Raw genomic sequence first — 16,269 nt, 5'->3', positions numbered from 1 at the left:
CACCCGTTCCCATCCCGAACACGGAAGTTAAGCCTCAGATCGCCGATGGTACCTGGCCCCCGGGCCCGGGAGAGTAGGTCGCCGCTGGATTCACGCCCCCTTGGTCGAACAGACGGCCGAGGGGGCTTTTTCGTTTTATGCCGTCCGCGCCCCCGAATCTCGCAGCGGCGCTGTCATTCGCAGCGGCATACACGCTCCAGGCATGCAGCTCCCAAGCAAGTGCGTTTTTTGTAGCGCTCCCCAAATCCATATAAATTGCATTTGTCCTAAAGACAATCTTAATGATTGTGTGCTTTTGATGGATGAAATTTGATGTTCGATTGTTTTTTAATGCTGAAAATGAATTTGTTTTAAATATAGGTTTATTATTTTATCTGTACTTATTTTGTGCGTTTTTGCGATATTTTGGGGATTTTCTTCACGTTTTTTGGAAAAATGATTTCCTATATATAATTTCGGTTAAAAAGATTTCTTTTTTTTTAAATATTTTTGTTTTTTTACAAAAAAAATGATGTAAATTTACAATTACGGGTGTGGAATAACTATAAGGTGAGTGTTGTATGAGACACCTGTATTTGGCTTTTTGTGCATTGGGCGCGTTGGCGTCATCGGCTTTCGCAGATTTGACTGTTCATTTACAGTCTCCTTTTGGCGTTGCAGCCGCATCAAAGTATATTCCTCATGTTGTTGCGAGTTCGGCGAAGCCGGATGTTGGAACGACGTCTTCAACAGCAATGAAGGATGAGGGAGAGAACTGGTTTTCTTACACATGGAAAAAGTCTCTTTCGGATTTTAAGGCTTCCGAGACGTTTTCTATCAAGGCTTGTCCGGAGACTGCGACGAGTAATATTACTTGCGTAGACTGGGCGGAAGGCGACGACTTTAATTACAGAGATTTCTTTGATGGTAGCAAGGAAGTCTGGATTTATACAGACGAAGCTACTGGAACTTATACGAAGTCCTTTGTGGCTCCGGGCTCTAAGGTTGTTTGGTTCAAGAGTCCGTGGGGCAATAAGGCTTTGCCGCAGATGGTCTTTGGTCAAGACACTGTCTTGATGCATTTCTCTGATGACAAGACGAAGTGCGGCTGGTTCTATGCTGGTCTTTCTCCGGAGATGCTGGAAAAGCATATTCTCCGTACAGCTGTTTTCTATCGCAATAACGCTCCTTGGCTGAGTGTCCCTGCCGACAAGAAGGGAATTATTGAACTGAGTGCCGCTCTCGAAAAGAAAAAGGATACTATCTATGTGGATGGTACCTTGTCAACACCTTCTGTCGGGACAAACATGGGAACTGTTGGGGAATGCTTTGATAAGAGCCGTACCCTGCATGTCTATAACCCGTGGCGCAACAATAGTGTCTATCGCGATAGCTCGATTTACATCAGTATTGATGGTGTGAGACAGGATTCAATCCGTGGTGCTGATACGACTGTTGGTGGTCCGGCGCTGACTCCGCTTTCTTTTGACAAGGGCTACAAATATTGGCTTTCCGTGACTTTCCCGGATTCCCTCGTTTCGACGACCGCATGGAAGTCGGCTGATGCAAAGGTTCAGGTAACTCGTAGCTTCAACGAAACTATTAAGATCCATTACTTTAGTGAAAAGAATCGCCCGGTTGCAAGTGACTTGTTCCCGTCTGGCGTTTATGAAGCCTGGTTCCTTACTAGTTCTACGATGGAAGAATTTGATATTTCCTTTGCTCCGCTTGAACGCAAGGTTGTGCGTTTATTGAGCCCTTGGAAGAATACGCCGACTTCCTTTATTGTCGATGCCAATGACGATGTAGTGAGAATGTCCGCGTTCTCGAAGGATACTTGTGGCTGGTTCGAAGGCACGTATTACAAGCATGCTTCTGATTGGAAAATCTATTTCAAGCAGAGCTTTGGTCTTGAAAAATACTCGATGCAGGGAGTTGTCAGGGAAGGTAACGATGTCGAAGTCCTGATTGACTTGGATTCCCTGATGAGCAAGGGAGACACGGCTTGGGTTTATCCATCCGATAAGAACAAGAGCTATAGCCGCCCGGATGCATCGTCCAAGTTCCCTGTTGGGCGTCTTGGTGAATGTCCGAGCATGAAGATTTCTGCAATGCTTTTGGACTGGGCGGGCGAAAGCTATCACGACAGTATTGATATTGACTTTGGCCATACTCATGGCGGTAACTCCTTTACGAGGGTTGGCAATGACAGTACTTGCAATTCCGGTGAAAAGATTACCGGCATGGTGCAGAGTACTCTAGTCGATGGTTATCCGGCTCGAGTTGATTCTACGAAGTTCCCGTGGGGAAAGTGTGCTGCGGGTCATGAAATTGACAAGTGGTTTAAGCCGCAAGTTGTCGCCAAGGTGGGTGGAAAGGAATATACGAACTCCGTATGTAAGGATATTGAGCTCCAGCTTGATGACGAAGGTTTCTGGTATGCAGATTACACGAACGAATCCGGTGACTGCAATGACCCGGATAGCCCGGGATTCTTCCCGCTGGATGATTTTAAGTTCCTCGATTCTGCAGGACTCGTTCCGAACCCGAAGTTTGACTGGGATGTTGAAGGTTACGTCAACACCGGTACGGGCTGGCATTTGGATACTTGCAAGCACAACTATAGCTATGCAATGGCAGTTTCTGCAAGCTTCAAGTACGTGAAGGGACAGTACTTCGAATTCCGTGGTGACGATGACGTGTGGGTCTTTATTAATAACAGACTCGTCGTGGATATCGGCGGTATTCATGAAAAGGTCGAAGGCGCTGTAAATCTCGATACGATTGGTCAAAATGACGCTACCCTTGCTTTGAAGGAAGGTCGTGAATACCCGTTCCATATCTTCTATGCGGAACGTAATGCGACGGGTTCGAACTTCAAGATGCGTACATCGATCAACTTGCAGAAGCAGAACACTTACCTTGCTACGATCGACAGGAAAGATACGATGGATATTAAGGGCATCTTGAGACTCAAGATGGATGCCGAGGCAATCAGCTGCGATCCGCGAGCCAAGGGCGAGGCCGATACGACTGATGCTCCGTCTATTTTCTATCTCGATGGTGGTAACCTCTCTGAGGCTAAGGAATTGAGCGTGGGTCTCAACTTTGCCGGTATCCTTATCAATCCGGACAAGTCCAGCTTTGAAATCAATATCGAAGAAATTGTGAAGCAGCGTTCGTTAAGCCCGGGAACGTATGTCCTGTATTACTTCCTGGAAAGCGATATGGGCTTGAGCGATGCTTGTGAATTTACGGTTCCGCCTTTTGATACACCGGAAATTGCATTCGTCGATGTGTTCAATGCTGTTGCTGGCGATACACCTAAGGCTTTTGACCCGACGAACAAGACGTTGAGAGGTGAAACGATTGAGACTGGTGTCAATGATACGTTGATGACTCATGTGCGCTATCCGGAAATGACGTACCTTGAAATCATGGTGACTTACAGAGGTGAAATTTGCACGGACTGCTTTGTGGTGCTGGACTTGAAAGCCAGTGATCCTCACATGATGTTCTATAATGAATTCGACCAGCAGATTTACACTGTGGAAACGGATGAAACGGGTCGTGCCCGCTTCTATGTGGTGGGTGACGGTTCGATGCAGGGTGCCTCTTTTGCTGTGATTGGCGTAAGCGGTGTCAAGAACACGCTCAAGTGGGAAAACATCAACTTCAAGGATCCTGAAGTGCCTCTTGCAAAGATTGGCGAAATTCATGACCGCAATGGCGATGGTGTCCCGGACAGTATCTATGTGCCGTTCGAATATAACGCTTTTGCAAAGCATGACTTGGATACTGTTGCTTGGAGCTTTGGCAGCACGGTCTGGCATGGTTATTCCATGGACAAGATTGATGAAATTGTTCGTGATTCTAGCGTCGTCATTACGGCTGATAGCTTGATTGATTCCGTGTTGACGGGTGCTTCGAAGACGACAATCGAAGGCGGCTTCCTCTACCACTATATCTATACGGATGAAGCGACGGGCTCGACTCAGGAATCCGATGTCCTCAACACGAAGATTGTGGATAAGATTGGTGCCATCATGCTTGAAAAGCCGATGCTTAAGATTGTCTCGGACAAGGTGGTCAAGGTAACCGTAAAGCTTTCGGAAGGTTGCAACACGACAGGTCTTTCTTCGACTCGCTTTATCGAATTGAAGGATAAGAACGATAATTTGCTCGATCCGTCGAAATATAATGTGCTGTCTGCTGAACCGTCGGGCGAAAGCGATTACTATGACTTGCTTTTCCAGAAGAGTCTTGAATACACGGCTCCTGAGGTTGGCTTTAAGATCCGCTTGCTTCCGGGAGTGTTGCCGGACAAGAATGGCAATACACCGCATGAAAAGAACCCGTGGCGTCGAATTGAAGGTGAACAGCCGCTTGAAACGGAACGTCCGAAGGTCGTGACGATTTGGCCGGGTATGTTTGACGAAACTCCGTGGCCGGGCGATACTAACGATGTTATTCCGCTTCGAGTCGATCCGGAACTCACATTGAAGGAAATTATCCAGGAAGAAGGCTTGCCGGGTGTCTTGGTGAAGTTCCAGCTGAATGACTATGCGACGACCATATTGCTGGGCTCCGATAATGCCAGCAGGGATGAAATTCTGAGCAAGGTCAGGGTGCACTGGGATATTGAATTCTTCTCTAGCTTGGGTCAGTATGTGAACTGGGTCAAGGGCGAGTTTGCTTGTAACGACAAGAACATTTATGGTACTGACTGTATCCAGAATTCGGGTAACATGTTCTTCGAATGGGATGCAATGAGCGATAAGAAGCGTCTTGTTGGAACGGGTGTGTATATCGCCAAGTTCAAGTTCAAGATTTTCTCGGATAAGGAAATCGTGGGCAAGGGCGAAGAAACGTTCACGTTCGGTATCCGTCGCAATGAAAAATACAGAAGCGGTGGACAGAAGGGCAATGCCAAGATTATCAAGTAAGTTGTCCTAAAGTATTGAATCAGTCCCGCCTTTGTGCGGGGCTTTTTTTACGTTTTTTTCCTTATAGCATTTTGAATTTTTGATAATTGAATATATCTTTTGATTAAAGTGTGGGCAGAATAAAGAGGGTGTTGAATGAAACACTGTTGTTTGGGTATTGCCGCCTCATTGATGCTTGCTGTCTCTGCGTGGGCGGATTTGACAATTCACTTACAGTCGCCTTTTCGCAATGATGCGACGGCTTCTAGTTATACTCCGCATATTGTCGGTGGCGTGACGGACTACAATCCGGGTTTTGGCGCTACTTCACGGACAATGATGAAGAGTGAAGGTGATGACTGGTACGTCTATACTTGGGAAGGCAAGACGGTTGCCGATTTCCAGGATTGGCAGGACTTTGAGTTCAAGGCTTGCCCCAATACAGACGACTATAATTACAATAACAACAATTGCGTTTCTTGGACTGAAGGCGGAAAGACTAGAATGTCCGCGTTTTTCGGTAGTGAAACGGAAATTTGGCTTTATACGGATGCGACGGACAAGTCCTATAAAAAGTCATTCATGGCTCCGGGTTCCAAGATCGTATGGTTCAAGAGCCCGTGGGGCAACAAGGTTTTGCCGCAGATGGTGTTTGGCGCGGATTCCGTGCTGATGCGTTTTGATGAAGGCGACAAGGACAAGTGTGGTTGGTTCTATGGTGCTTTGACACCTGCGATGGTGCAGGCGAATCCGCTTTTGACCGGCTATTTCGTGCGCTACAAGGCGCCGTGGTATGTTGTGCCAGCGGATAAGGACGCTTTTGTGGACTTGGGGACTATTCTCCTAACTCAGGATACGATTTTTGTGGATGGTACGGTGGCAAATCCTGTGGCTTCTGCTGAAATTGGGACGCCGGGCGAATGTTTTGACCCGACTCGTCGTCTGCATATTTACCATCCGTGGCGTACGAACACGACATTCCGTGATAGCACGTTCTATATCAAGATTGACAACAACATCTTGAATGCGCCTACAGGGTTGAGTTCCGAAGGCGAGTACAAATATTGGCGTCATATTGATTTTGCAGATACGCTTGTGGCGTCTTCGCAGTGGAATTCTGCAGGGGCTTTTGTCCAGATTTTGCGTGGCAGTAACGACTGGCCGCAACATCCGTATTTCCCGGATGCGTCCCGCCCGCGTGCTGGCGAACTTTTCCCGACTGGCATTTATGAAACCTGGATGTATACCTCGACTTCGCTTGAAACATTGGATCTGGTGTTCTACCCGCCGGAGCCTAAGGTTGTTCGCCTCAAGAGCCCGTGGGAAAACCAGTCGCCGTCCATGGTGATTGAATCGACTGGCGATGTCATCAAGATGGGACCGCTTGTGGATACTTGTGGCTGGTACACGGGTACAGTTTACAAGCATGCGACAGATTGGCGCGTTTACTTTAAGCAGACTTTTGGCATGGAACGCTATGGCGGCAAGGGCATTGTCGCAGAAATGGATGAACTGGATTCCCTGATTTCGCTGGATACGGTCATGGCGAAAAATGATACGGTCTGGGTGTATCCGAACCCGAAGCATAGCTATGAACCGAGTGATACGACGCAGTATCCGGGATTCCTTGGCATTTGCCCGTCACTTAAGATTTCTGCTCTTGTGCTGGACTGGGCAGGTGAATCCTATGCGGATAGCATTGACGTGGACTTTGGCGGTATTTATGGCGGTAATGCGTACACAACCGTTATGGGCATTGACCAGAATGGAGATGCTGCAGAATTTAAAACTTGCTCAGGACATGTGCCGGGCATGGTACAGGATACGCTTGTGAATGGAGCCCCTGCACGTGTGGACTCGCTTGTCTATCCGTGGGCTCAGTGCTCTGCCGCTCATGAAATCGAGAAATGGTTTATCCCGCAGGTGGTGGCGAAGGATGCCGCCGGCAATGAATACAAGAATGGGGTTTGCCGTGATATTAGCCTCTCGCTGGATGAAGAAGGCTTTTGGCAGGCGGACTTTACGAACGAAGAAGGTGATTGCAACGATACGATTAATCCGGGATTTTACCCGATTGACGACTTGCAGTACCTCGATTCGGCAAAGACGGTGCTGAACCCGAAATTCGACTGGAACATTCAGGGTTGCCGCCATAACTACAGCTTTGCGATGAAGGTTTCGGCTCAGTTCAAGTACGTGAAAGGCCAGTACTTTGAATTCCGCGGTGACGATGACGTGTGGGTGTTTATCAACAACCGTCTTGTTGTGGATATCGGTGGATGCCATAGCCCTGTGGAAGGTGGCGTGAACTTGGATACGATTGGACAGAATGACCCGTCGTTAAAGCTTGTCGAAGGTCGTGAATACCCGTTCCACATTTTCTTCTCGGAACGTAATGCGACGGGCTCGAACTTCAAGATGCGTACGTCCATCAACTTGCAGACGCAAAAGACATATTACCCGGTCGAAGAAAAGACGACCGATGGAACGATCAAGTTCTCCATTTTGCAGTTGTTGATGGATGAATCGATCAGTTGCGATGTTTCGAGTACATCGAAAATTGACACAATGCCGGCTCAGTCCTCGTTTGTGCTGTTTGGCGATGATGGGAGAATTCCGCCGGAAGGCTTGGACATTTTGCCGGGTACGATCGCTGGCATTAACATTGACGAGAACATGGCGGGCTTCGTAATCGATACGGTGGAAATTGTGCGTAACCGTTCTCTTGCCCCAGGCTCTTACATGTTGCAGTTCTTCTTGGCTAGCGACATGACGCAGTCTAGCGAAGTGTACTTCTCGGTGCCGGCATACCCGCTTCCAGACATTGCATTTATCGATGTGTTTAACAGCCCGGATTCTATCAAGGCGTTTGACCCGACGGGCATTAGCTTGCGCGGACTCCCGTTTGACGGCTCTGCTAACGATACGCTTTTGACTCATGTGGCTTACCCGGATACGATTCCTTTGCAGGTGGGCGTGTTCTACATTGCAAACCTTTGCAAGGACTGCTTTGCCGTGCTTGACTTGAAGACGGCATTCCCGATCAGTTTCTTGAACGAGAAAAAGCAGAGAGTGGACAAGCTCATTACAGATTCGACGGGAACGGTCAAGTTCTATGTTGTTGGCGATTCCTCGGTGACGAATGCGAGCTTTGAAATCTCGGGTGAAAGTGTCGCGAACGTGATTTCCTGGAGTAATATCCACTTTAAGGAACCGCCTGTGCCGTTTGCCAATCTTGGCGAAGCGTATGACCGCAATGGCGATGGTGTGCTCGATAGCATTGCTATTGTGTTCAACAAGCCGTTTGATGAAACTATCCCGGATACGATTGCCTGGTCTTTCGGTAGCGATGACTGGAATACAGTGGCGTCGACGCAGAGTGTTGCCATGCTGATGCAGGATGACAAGAGCTTGGCGATTGCTTACGAAGGAATGCAGGATAAGGTGTTTACAGGTGGTGCCAAGGAACTTTACCAGGGCTCCTTCAGGTATCATTACACTTATATGGACAAGGAAACGGGACAGATGACGCAGCTCAGCTTGGATGGGCTTGCCATTGAAGACCGCATGGGAGCTATCCTTACGGATAAGCCGATTGTGAAGCCTGTCTCGGATAATTTGAACAAGCTGACTGTGTATATTAGCGAAGCGACCCAGATGGATTTGTTGAACGGCGTGCAGTTCCTTGAATTCAAGGACAAGGCTGGTGAAGTGGTGGATCCGTCAAGATTGTCCGTGGTTTCTGTGACACCGACCAAGAAGAGCAATTACTATGATGTGATGTTCTTGAAGAGCGAAAATACTGTTGTTCCGGATGTGGGCTTTATGGTGCGCTTGATTCCGGGTGTGTTGCCGGACTTGAACGGAAATACGCCGCATGTGAATAACCCGTGGCGCCGCATTGAAGGTGAACAGCGAGTGGAAGTGGAAACTCCGGGTGTTGTGGGCATCAACCCTGCGGATTGGACTCCAGACAAGTGGCCGTACAAGGATGATGTCGCTCCGGTTCGTGTTGATGTTGCAAAAGAACTCAAGGAGGTTATTGCGGAACGTGGACTTCCGGGTGAACTCATCAAGTTTGACTTGAGCGAAGTGGGTAAGTCGCTATTGCTGAATTCGGATGAACCGCGAGAAGTCGTGCTTTCGAAGGCGAAAATCAAGTGGGAAGTTAGCTACTTCTCGAGTCTTGGGCACTATGTCAATTCGCTGAAGGGCGAAGTGCTGTGTAGCGACAAGGATGTCTTTGGAACGGACTGCGTGGATAATCCGGGCAACGTATTCTTGATGTGGGATGGCCATAGCAACAAGGGCCGCATGGTCGGAACGGGCGTGTATATTGCCAAGCTCAAGTTCAAGATATTCTCGGATGGTAATGTGGCTGGGAGTGTCGACGAAACGTTTACTTTGGGCATTCGCCGTCACGGCAAGAAATAACCACAACTTATCAACAACTTAAGAATAGACCTCGCGGAAAGTAACTCTTTGAAACTTAACGGGTTACACGCGGGGTTTTCTTTATGCCTGAATTTTATTTACAATGGGTGTTGATAGATGTTGAAGATTGTTGAACGCTTGAAGTTTTTTTGTAGTAATTTCGTGATAATTTATTGCCAAATGTATCGTTTTTATTTACATTGTCCTAAAAAATGCGCATTTTTGGTAAATGTGGGTTCGCCAAGAATGTCGCTGACACTTGGAACCCGCAAAGCCGAATGGAATGAAACTGATTTTTAAGACTCTTGCTGCAGGGCTTTTCGCCTTCTCTATGGCGAATGCTCAGGATGATGTCCCTGCTGATGCTGCTTTTGCACCTGCTTCTGACAAGCCGACGATGGCTAGAAGCGAACTCCCGGTGGGCGCCGATATTTCTAACCGTTACCTCGAACGCGTTTTCTACCACTGGAAGGACAACAAGGAAAAGGGTATCATCAAGGTGTTCATTCACACGGATGAACTTGCCGAAGAACGCGAACCGGACGTGTTGAACTACGACGTGCTTTACAGGGACGCCGATAGCAATGTCGTGTTCTGGAAGGATCACGTTGCAAAGTGCGTCAAGTGCTTTGGCAAGCCGGTTGTCGATGGCCCGACCCCGAATACCCCGAAGGCTCTCGTGTATGACTGGGATCCGAAGAAAATCGACGATACCACCAAGACGATGGTCGAAGGCGAATTGCCGGCTGAAGTCTACATGATCACGAAGGACAACGACATCAGAAATCTCAAGTCCCGCTGGATTGGCCCGTCTGACAAGGAACAGGGTGAAAGCGAATTCGTGCGTGCTTACCGCTTTGGCTCCATCATGAAGTACAACGACAAGAACGCTTTTGCGATGGCTTTCGTTTACAAGAAGGGTGGCAAGTTCTTCTATGTGCCGGAAGGATATGGCTATATCGACCAGGGCGTTTACAAGGGCGTTGCCTTCCCGGAAAAGTTCTACGAAGTTGAAGTGACTGACTTCAAGGAAATCGTGGGCAAGTCTCCGATTGAAGAAGTGCAGGATGCTATCAAGCGTGGCCCGACTCCGGTCAAGATGGCTGACCTCCCGAAGCAGACCTGGAAGGGTCCGAAGATTGAAAAGGAACTCAAGGCTCTCGTGAAGGGTTACAAGGTGAAGAAGCTCATCATCACGAGTGACTCTTGGGAATACCGCAGAAACTTCTTCGGCTTTGTCCTTTACAGATGGGTTGGCTTTGACATTGTCTATGACGGCAAGAACAAGGACGGCAAGAAGGCTACCATGTACAAGTCTGGCTTTATTGCAAAGCAGATGAGCAATGGCAGCGGCTTTGATAAGAAATTGATCATGACGGGTTCTCCGGTTTCCTGGAACCGCGAAGTTCTCGACTGGAAGTAATCTCGCTCTGTTGAGTTTAGGAGCGGCTCCCATTAGCGTGGGGGTCGCTTTTTTTTATCTTTGGGTTCGTGATTCAAATTCAGAATGTATCTAAGTCTTTTGGCATGCAGGTCCTGTTGGACGGCGCTAGCATGCTCGTTGCCGACCATGAACGTGTCGGTCTTGTAGGTCGCAACGGTTGCGGCAAATCGACCCTTTTCAAGATGATTCTCGGGCAGGAATGTCTCGATGGCGGTAACATCGACATCCCGAAGGGCTATACGATTGGCTATTTGCAACAGCACATCAAGTTCACGCACCCGACGGTTCACGAAGAAGCGTGTAGCGTGCTCAAGGTGAATGAGGACGGCTGGCTCGAAGAACACAAGGTCGAGGCGATTCTCTTTGGTCTTGGCTTTGACGAAGAGAGCATGCAGAAAGACCCGATGCTTTTGTCGGGTGGTTTCCAGATCCGTTTGAATTTGGCGAAGGTCTTGGCGTCGGAACCGGACATGCTTTTGCTGGACGAACCGACGAACTACTTGGACATTGTTTCCATGCGCTGGCTCAGCCGCTTTTTGCGCATGTGGAAGGGCGAAGTGCTCTTGATTACGCATGACCACCACTTTATGGATGAGGTCTGCACACATACGGTGGGGATTCACCGCCACAAGATGCGCAAGGTCAAGGGAACGGTCGAAAAGCTCCGCGAGACGATTGCCGAAGAAGAAGAAGTGGCAATGCGCACGCAAGAAAACGAGCAGCGTAAAAAGGAACAGCTTGAAAAAGTCATCGAGCGCTTCCGCTACAAGGCGGCGAAGGCGGCGATGGTGCAGTCGAAGATTAAGGCTGCGGCAAAGCTTGCAACGGGCGAGCGCCTCACGCATGAACGCAACCTGGATTTCAATTTCAAGAATGCGGAATTCCCGGGCAAGCGCATGCTCCAGATTCACGGGCTGCACTTTGCGTACAAGAACGAAAACGGTTACGGTCCGGAGCTGATTTCGGATCTCGAGATGGAAGTGTTCAAGGGCGACCGCATTGCGATTATCGGTCCGAACGGTCGCGGTAAAACGACGCTCTTGAACTTGATTGCGAAAGAATTTGAACCGACCCAGGGTTCAATCAATTACAACCCGAACCTGAAGATAAATTACTTTGGACAGACGAACATCAACCGTCTGAATCTTGAAAATACGGTTGAAGAAGAAATTGCAAGTGCGATTGCGGATGTGTCGCAGAAGAGCCGTGCGCGTAGCCTTGCTGGCGTGATGATGTTCAGCGGTGACACTGCCATGAAGAAGGTCAAGGTGCTTTCGGGTGGTGAACGCAGCCGTGTGCTGTTAGGGAAGATTTTGGCGAACGAAAGCAACATGCTTTTGCTAGACGAACCGACGAACCATTTGGATATGGAAAGCATCGAGAGCTTGATCGATGCGCTCGAAGATTACGATGGAACCGCACTTGTCGTGACGCATGACGAAGAACTGCTGCATGCTTTTGCGACGCGCCTCATCGTCTTTGACGGTGGTAAGTGCCGTATCTTCGAAGGCACTTACGCGGACTTCCTTGAAAAGGTTGGCTGGGCTTCTGAAAAGAAGCCGGGCGGCGCAAACTCCGCAAACATCAAGGTCTCGAATATCGACGTCACGGACGACAAGCCCGTGAGTTCGACGCCGCGCACCAAGGAAGACCGCAGGGCGCGAGCAGACTACATTGCCGAACGCAGCAAGGTCATCAAGCCGCTCGAAAAAGAGACCGCTCGCCTCGAAGCAGAAATTGCGAAGGCCGAAGCTATCGGCGGTGAACTTGAAGCAAAACTTGTGGCTGCCTCGGAATCTGGCGACGGCAATGCGATTACGTCCATTGCAAAAGATATGGACGAAAACAAGAAGCTGACCGAAGAACTTTACGCCGCCTGGGAAAAGGCGAGTGCCGAACTCGAAGCCGCGAAAGACAAGTATAAGCTGGACTAGTCAATAGTCGTTAGTTATTAGTTCGTAGAAGGGATATGCCTGCTCGGTGGCAGGCATGACAGGATTATTCCGCTCTTTGACGTTTGCGCGGGGTAAGCGTCATGCCGTTGCTGCGGTAGTATTGAATGTCCGTAAGGACTTGCCCCACCCAGTAATGCTTTTGCGGGTCTTTGCGCCAGTTCTCGAATTTGTTGCGGTGTTCTGCATCGGGGTAGAATTGCGCAACGGCGTCGGCGAGCGTGGGTGATGTCGCTAGAACTTTTTTGAGGCGATGGGCGCCTATGTCAATTTGTTCTAAACCCTTGCCAGTATCGAGTGCGAGTAATCCGGACGTGTTGTTTTTGCCCTGATAGTTCATCTGAAATCCGGAAGTGTGCTGGATGATGGACATGAGAACGGCGGGGTCTGTGCGTTCGCGGAGGCATGCTTCGAGAACGGGGAGGTTGCAAAGGTGTTCGCTGTCCCAACGCTTTCCGTTGTATGTGATTTTCAGCGTGTGGTCCGTGTCTTCGGAAATGATTTCGATATCGTAGCGGATGCCGAGATCGCGTTGCAGCGCTTTTGTGAGTCGGATGCCTCTGTTCTTGAATTTCTTGTAGCCGATCATCTTGATTTGGAGCGTGTCCTTGATTTTTTCGAGAATCGGTGTCGTGGGTCGCGTGACGACGAGATTGTAATTGTTGATGACGGTGGGGAGGATGTAGGCTAGTTCTGCAGCCGCACTGTCGAGGTTGCAGTTCATGTCGATAATGAGTTCGCCTTGGTCGCAGAGCTTTTGAATGGCGGAAGTCGCGTATTTTTGGTATTCGTGCTGCTCGTCAATTGTTGGGCGTGGGGCTTCTTCGGGGTGCGTAGCGTAAGCGGTCGTGATGGCGGCAATGCCTAGTGCGCATACAATGATGGTTAATTTTACCTTGATGCTCCTCCAGAGAATGCGAATAACTGCACAACCTTTTTTGGTCATGCAGATGCATAGTAGCCAAATGATGGCGATACCCGCCCAGAGGAGAATTAAGTTCACGCCCTCAATATACGTTATTTTTCGGCATTAGAAGGCTGAGCCGCCTGTGGTGCCTGCGCCTGTGGCTTGGCTTGCGGCTTACCGACGAGGTTCGGAGTCTTGAGCATGTTATTTGAGAACGATGCGATGACTTCGCTTGCCTTCTTGATGGTCTTGATGATGTTTGCGGTGTTGTCGAACTGTGCCTTGATATCGCTTTGGACGGCGTTGAACATCTGCGTAAAGCAGAAAAGGTCGTCCTTCGATTCGTTGAATAATTTATATGTGTTACGCAAGGCGACTAGGTTTGCCGTTTCGCGGTCCATGGATTCCTTGATTTCGGCATTCAGCGTGTCGCGAAGAACTTTTTTCTCTTCGATGATTTCTGGCGCGTTTTCTCTCAAGATGTATGTCGGGAGTGTACCGAATTCTTCGAACTTTGTGCAAGCGGCATTGGACTGGTTCACGGAACTGCGCAGCCCGCTTGTACGGACTTGTGGATCGATGGAAATAGTGCAGTTCGAAGTACCGTGGTAATTGCAGACAACACGCTTTTCGATTTGGCGGAGTTCGTTGTACGGATTGAAGCTGACATCTGTTTCGATGTATTTGAGCGGCGCGTAAAGCGGTACGGATTCGCCTGCAATCGTGATGCGGTAGGCGAGGCATTTCTCGCCGTTGAACGGTTTGGTTTCGTAAAGGTTGTTGGAGCTGTGGACAAGATGGTTCACGCGCATGAGCAGGCTGTTGGCGTCATAAGGCGTTTCTAGGAGGCTCGGCGTGTTCTTATATAATTGCTCTTTGAGAATCTGCTTATAGCTTTCGGAAATGGCGGTGTTAGATGCGCTACGTCCCCAGATGGATGTGCCGAGGAAGAATGTATCGATAAGCTTGGTTTCGGAGCGCCCGTTGAGGTATGCGATTGCCTTGATCATGTTCGAAAGGGCGAGCCATCTGCGGATGGGCACGTAAACGCAGTTCTTTTCACAGGTCTCTGCAACCTTGCCGATGACGGCGAGCGTGTTCGGGGAAAGCGTGACTTTGCTGATTTCCTGAATCCACTGAGCCTGTTCTTCGGCGCTGATGGCAATTGCGGGCGGAACGTTGACGTTACTGTCTGTACCGTGAATTTGCAGGAGCTTGCAAAGGGCTTCCGAAGAAATGCTGTCGGGGAGCATGATGGTAAGCGTGACTTGGTCGCTCACTTCGGACCTGCTCAATGCGGATTCCGGCTTTTGGTCACCCGAGATGATGATGGAATTCTTTTCGTGATCGTGGATGACAATCTGGAGATTACTCTTGCTCTGTTCGTCGTTGGGCGTGAAGTTATCGAAGATAATCAGATTGAAATCGTTGATGTTGTCAGGGAGCTGTCTTTGCTTTTTCCCGAGCTTCAAAACGCGGGCGTCCTTGAATGCGCTCGAAATTCTGCGGATAAAGAGGGAGCTTCCGCAGCCGGGGCGACCGTACAAGTAGAACGGTTCCTGAATGAGTGCGGTGAGGAATCCCAACTGCACATAGTATTCTCTTTCTGGAATGTCTTTGGTAATGATCTGAAGAAGTTCGGCAAAACGCTGACGCAAATTCATATTTTTTCTCCCTAGTTCTTACCTTTTAAAAATACAATAAAAAAGGGAAAAGTTTACGATTATTTATTAAGAAAGCCTTGTTAGGTGGTTACTGTGGCAACCAATCCTTGAACTTTTGGGGAAACTTCGATTTTTTGGATTGCGATGTGGAGCTTGGCGTGGTTGAGGACTGTTTGTGGCAGACGGCAGGCGTCTTTCTGAGAAATAATAATATCGTGGTCTTGCGAAAGCTCTGCTTGAACGACTACTGGGAAGTGTTTGTCGTGGTCGGAACGTGTAATTATTTTGTTGATTTGGATACCGCAGGGCGTTGCAAATGAGCGGATGTCGTCGATAAAGCGGTTGGGGGATCCGAGTCCGCAAATGATGGTGGCGGTGAATGGCTTACCCGGAATGTAATTTGTTATGGATTTAATGGCGAACTGGATGTCGGGTGCTTGGATGAATGAATCGAAACAACGGAGATGGGTGATTTGGCGTTCGTCGTGGTCTTGTTTTAGGCTGCGAAAAGGGCCGCTTGGCAAAAGGCTTTTCCATGATGTTGGTGGTTCTTGCCAGTCGAGACAGATGTAGTGGGCGCCTGTAAAACGCGAGTCTTCAAAGCCGTCGTCGCAAAGGATAATATCGAATTTGTCCTGAATTTCCTTGGCGGTCTTGTAGCGGTTCTTGGTCGCGAATACGTTGTCGAGTTCCTGCTGCATCATGATGAATTCGTCCCATGCGGCGCTGTGGCAAAGAATCGCGACTTTTTTACCTTGTTCTTGAAGACGCTTTGCAAGCCAGATGGTGAACGGAGTCTTTCCGGCACCGCCTGCTAGGTAACTCCCGACGATGATGACGGGAGTCTTAATGGGCGGTTGTGGCCGCAAAAATAATTTGTGGTGTAGCTTGTACGCAATCCGGTAGATTGCGGCTGCTGCAAGACGGAAAGGCTTCGTTGTGTATATCATTAGCAGTGCCTCGA

General features: G+C 49.0%; 7 protein-coding genes and 1 rRNA gene. 5 read left to right on the top strand and 3 right to left on the bottom strand.

Going from position 1 to position 16,269, the window contains the following annotated elements; translation table 11 throughout:
- The 5 genes from rrf to B9Y77_RS14370 all read left to right on the top strand — a co-directional run.
- Positions 1–90 (top strand): 5S ribosomal RNA (rrf, locus tag B9Y77_RS14390); the annotation flags it as partial.
- A 470-nt stretch (positions 91–560) separates the two neighbouring features.
- Positions 561–4,925 (top strand): fibro-slime domain-containing protein, encoded by a 4,365-nt coding sequence (locus B9Y77_RS14385; protein ID WP_085492142.1) that lies wholly within the window; start codon positions 561–563, stop codon positions 4,923–4,925.
- 135 nt (positions 4,926–5,060) lie between these two features.
- The gene (locus tag B9Y77_RS14380; RefSeq protein ID WP_085492141.1) at positions 5,061–9,338 is read left to right on the top strand and encodes a fibro-slime domain-containing protein; all 4,278 of its coding nucleotides are present in this window, start codon (positions 5,061–5,063) and stop codon (positions 9,336–9,338) included.
- Positions 9,339–9,621: 283 nt separating this feature from the next.
- Positions 9,622–10,761 (top strand): hypothetical protein, encoded by a 1,140-nt coding sequence (locus B9Y77_RS14375; protein ID WP_085492140.1) that lies wholly within the window; start codon positions 9,622–9,624, stop codon positions 10,759–10,761.
- 68 nt (positions 10,762–10,829) lie between these two features.
- On the top strand, positions 10,830–12,716 hold the full coding sequence (locus tag B9Y77_RS14370) for an ABC-F family ATP-binding cassette domain-containing protein (protein ID WP_254900059.1): 1,887 nt from the start codon (positions 10,830–10,832) through the stop codon (positions 12,714–12,716).
- A 64-nt stretch (positions 12,717–12,780) separates the two neighbouring features.
- Here the strand turns inward: B9Y77_RS14370 and B9Y77_RS14365 are convergent, their stop codons facing one another.
- From B9Y77_RS14365 to B9Y77_RS14355, 3 genes are all read right to left on the bottom strand, one after another.
- Entirely contained in the window at positions 12,781–13,737 is a 957-nt protein-coding gene (locus B9Y77_RS14365) for a hypothetical protein (RefSeq protein ID WP_085492138.1), read from the bottom strand.
- Positions 13,738–13,751: 14 nt separating this feature from the next.
- Positions 13,752–15,305 carry a hypothetical protein gene (locus B9Y77_RS14360; RefSeq protein WP_073425238.1) on the bottom strand — a complete coding sequence of 518 codons (1,554 nt, stop codon included), beginning with the start codon at positions 15,303–15,305 and terminating at the stop codon, positions 13,752–13,754.
- An 80-nt stretch (positions 15,306–15,385) separates the two neighbouring features.
- Entirely contained in the window at positions 15,386–16,255 is an 870-nt protein-coding gene (locus B9Y77_RS14355) for a tetraacyldisaccharide 4'-kinase (protein ID WP_085492147.1), read from the bottom strand.
- Positions 16,256–16,269 lie beyond the last annotated feature (14 nt).

Origin of the sequence: Fibrobacter sp. UWB13, assembly GCF_900177805.1 — a bacterium.
In the GTDB taxonomy this organism is placed as follows: Bacteria; Fibrobacterota; Fibrobacteria; order Fibrobacterales; family Fibrobacteraceae; genus Fibrobacter.
Note: the sequence above shows the minus strand (reverse complement) of the source record. Positions and strands in the feature narration are given on the sequence as shown.

Excerpts from the sequence above, each read along its gene's own strand:
- B9Y77_RS14385 (WP_085492142.1), top strand. The coding sequence starts at position 561 with ATGAGACACCTGTATTTGGCTTTTTGTGCATTGGGCGCGTTGGCGTCA.
- B9Y77_RS14380 (WP_085492141.1), top strand. The coding sequence starts at position 5,061 with ATGAAACACTGTTGTTTGGGTATTGCCGCCTCATTGATGCTTGCTGTC.
- B9Y77_RS14375 (WP_085492140.1), top strand. The coding sequence starts at position 9,622 with ATGAAACTGATTTTTAAGACTCTTGCTGCAGGGCTTTTCGCCTTCTCT.
- B9Y77_RS14360 (WP_073425238.1), bottom strand. The coding sequence starts at position 15,305 with ATGAATTTGCGTCAGCGTTTTGCCGAACTTCTTCAGATCATTACCAAA.
- B9Y77_RS14355 (WP_085492147.1), bottom strand. The coding sequence starts at position 16,255 with ATGATATACACAACGAAGCCTTTCCGTCTTGCAGCAGCCGCAATCTAC.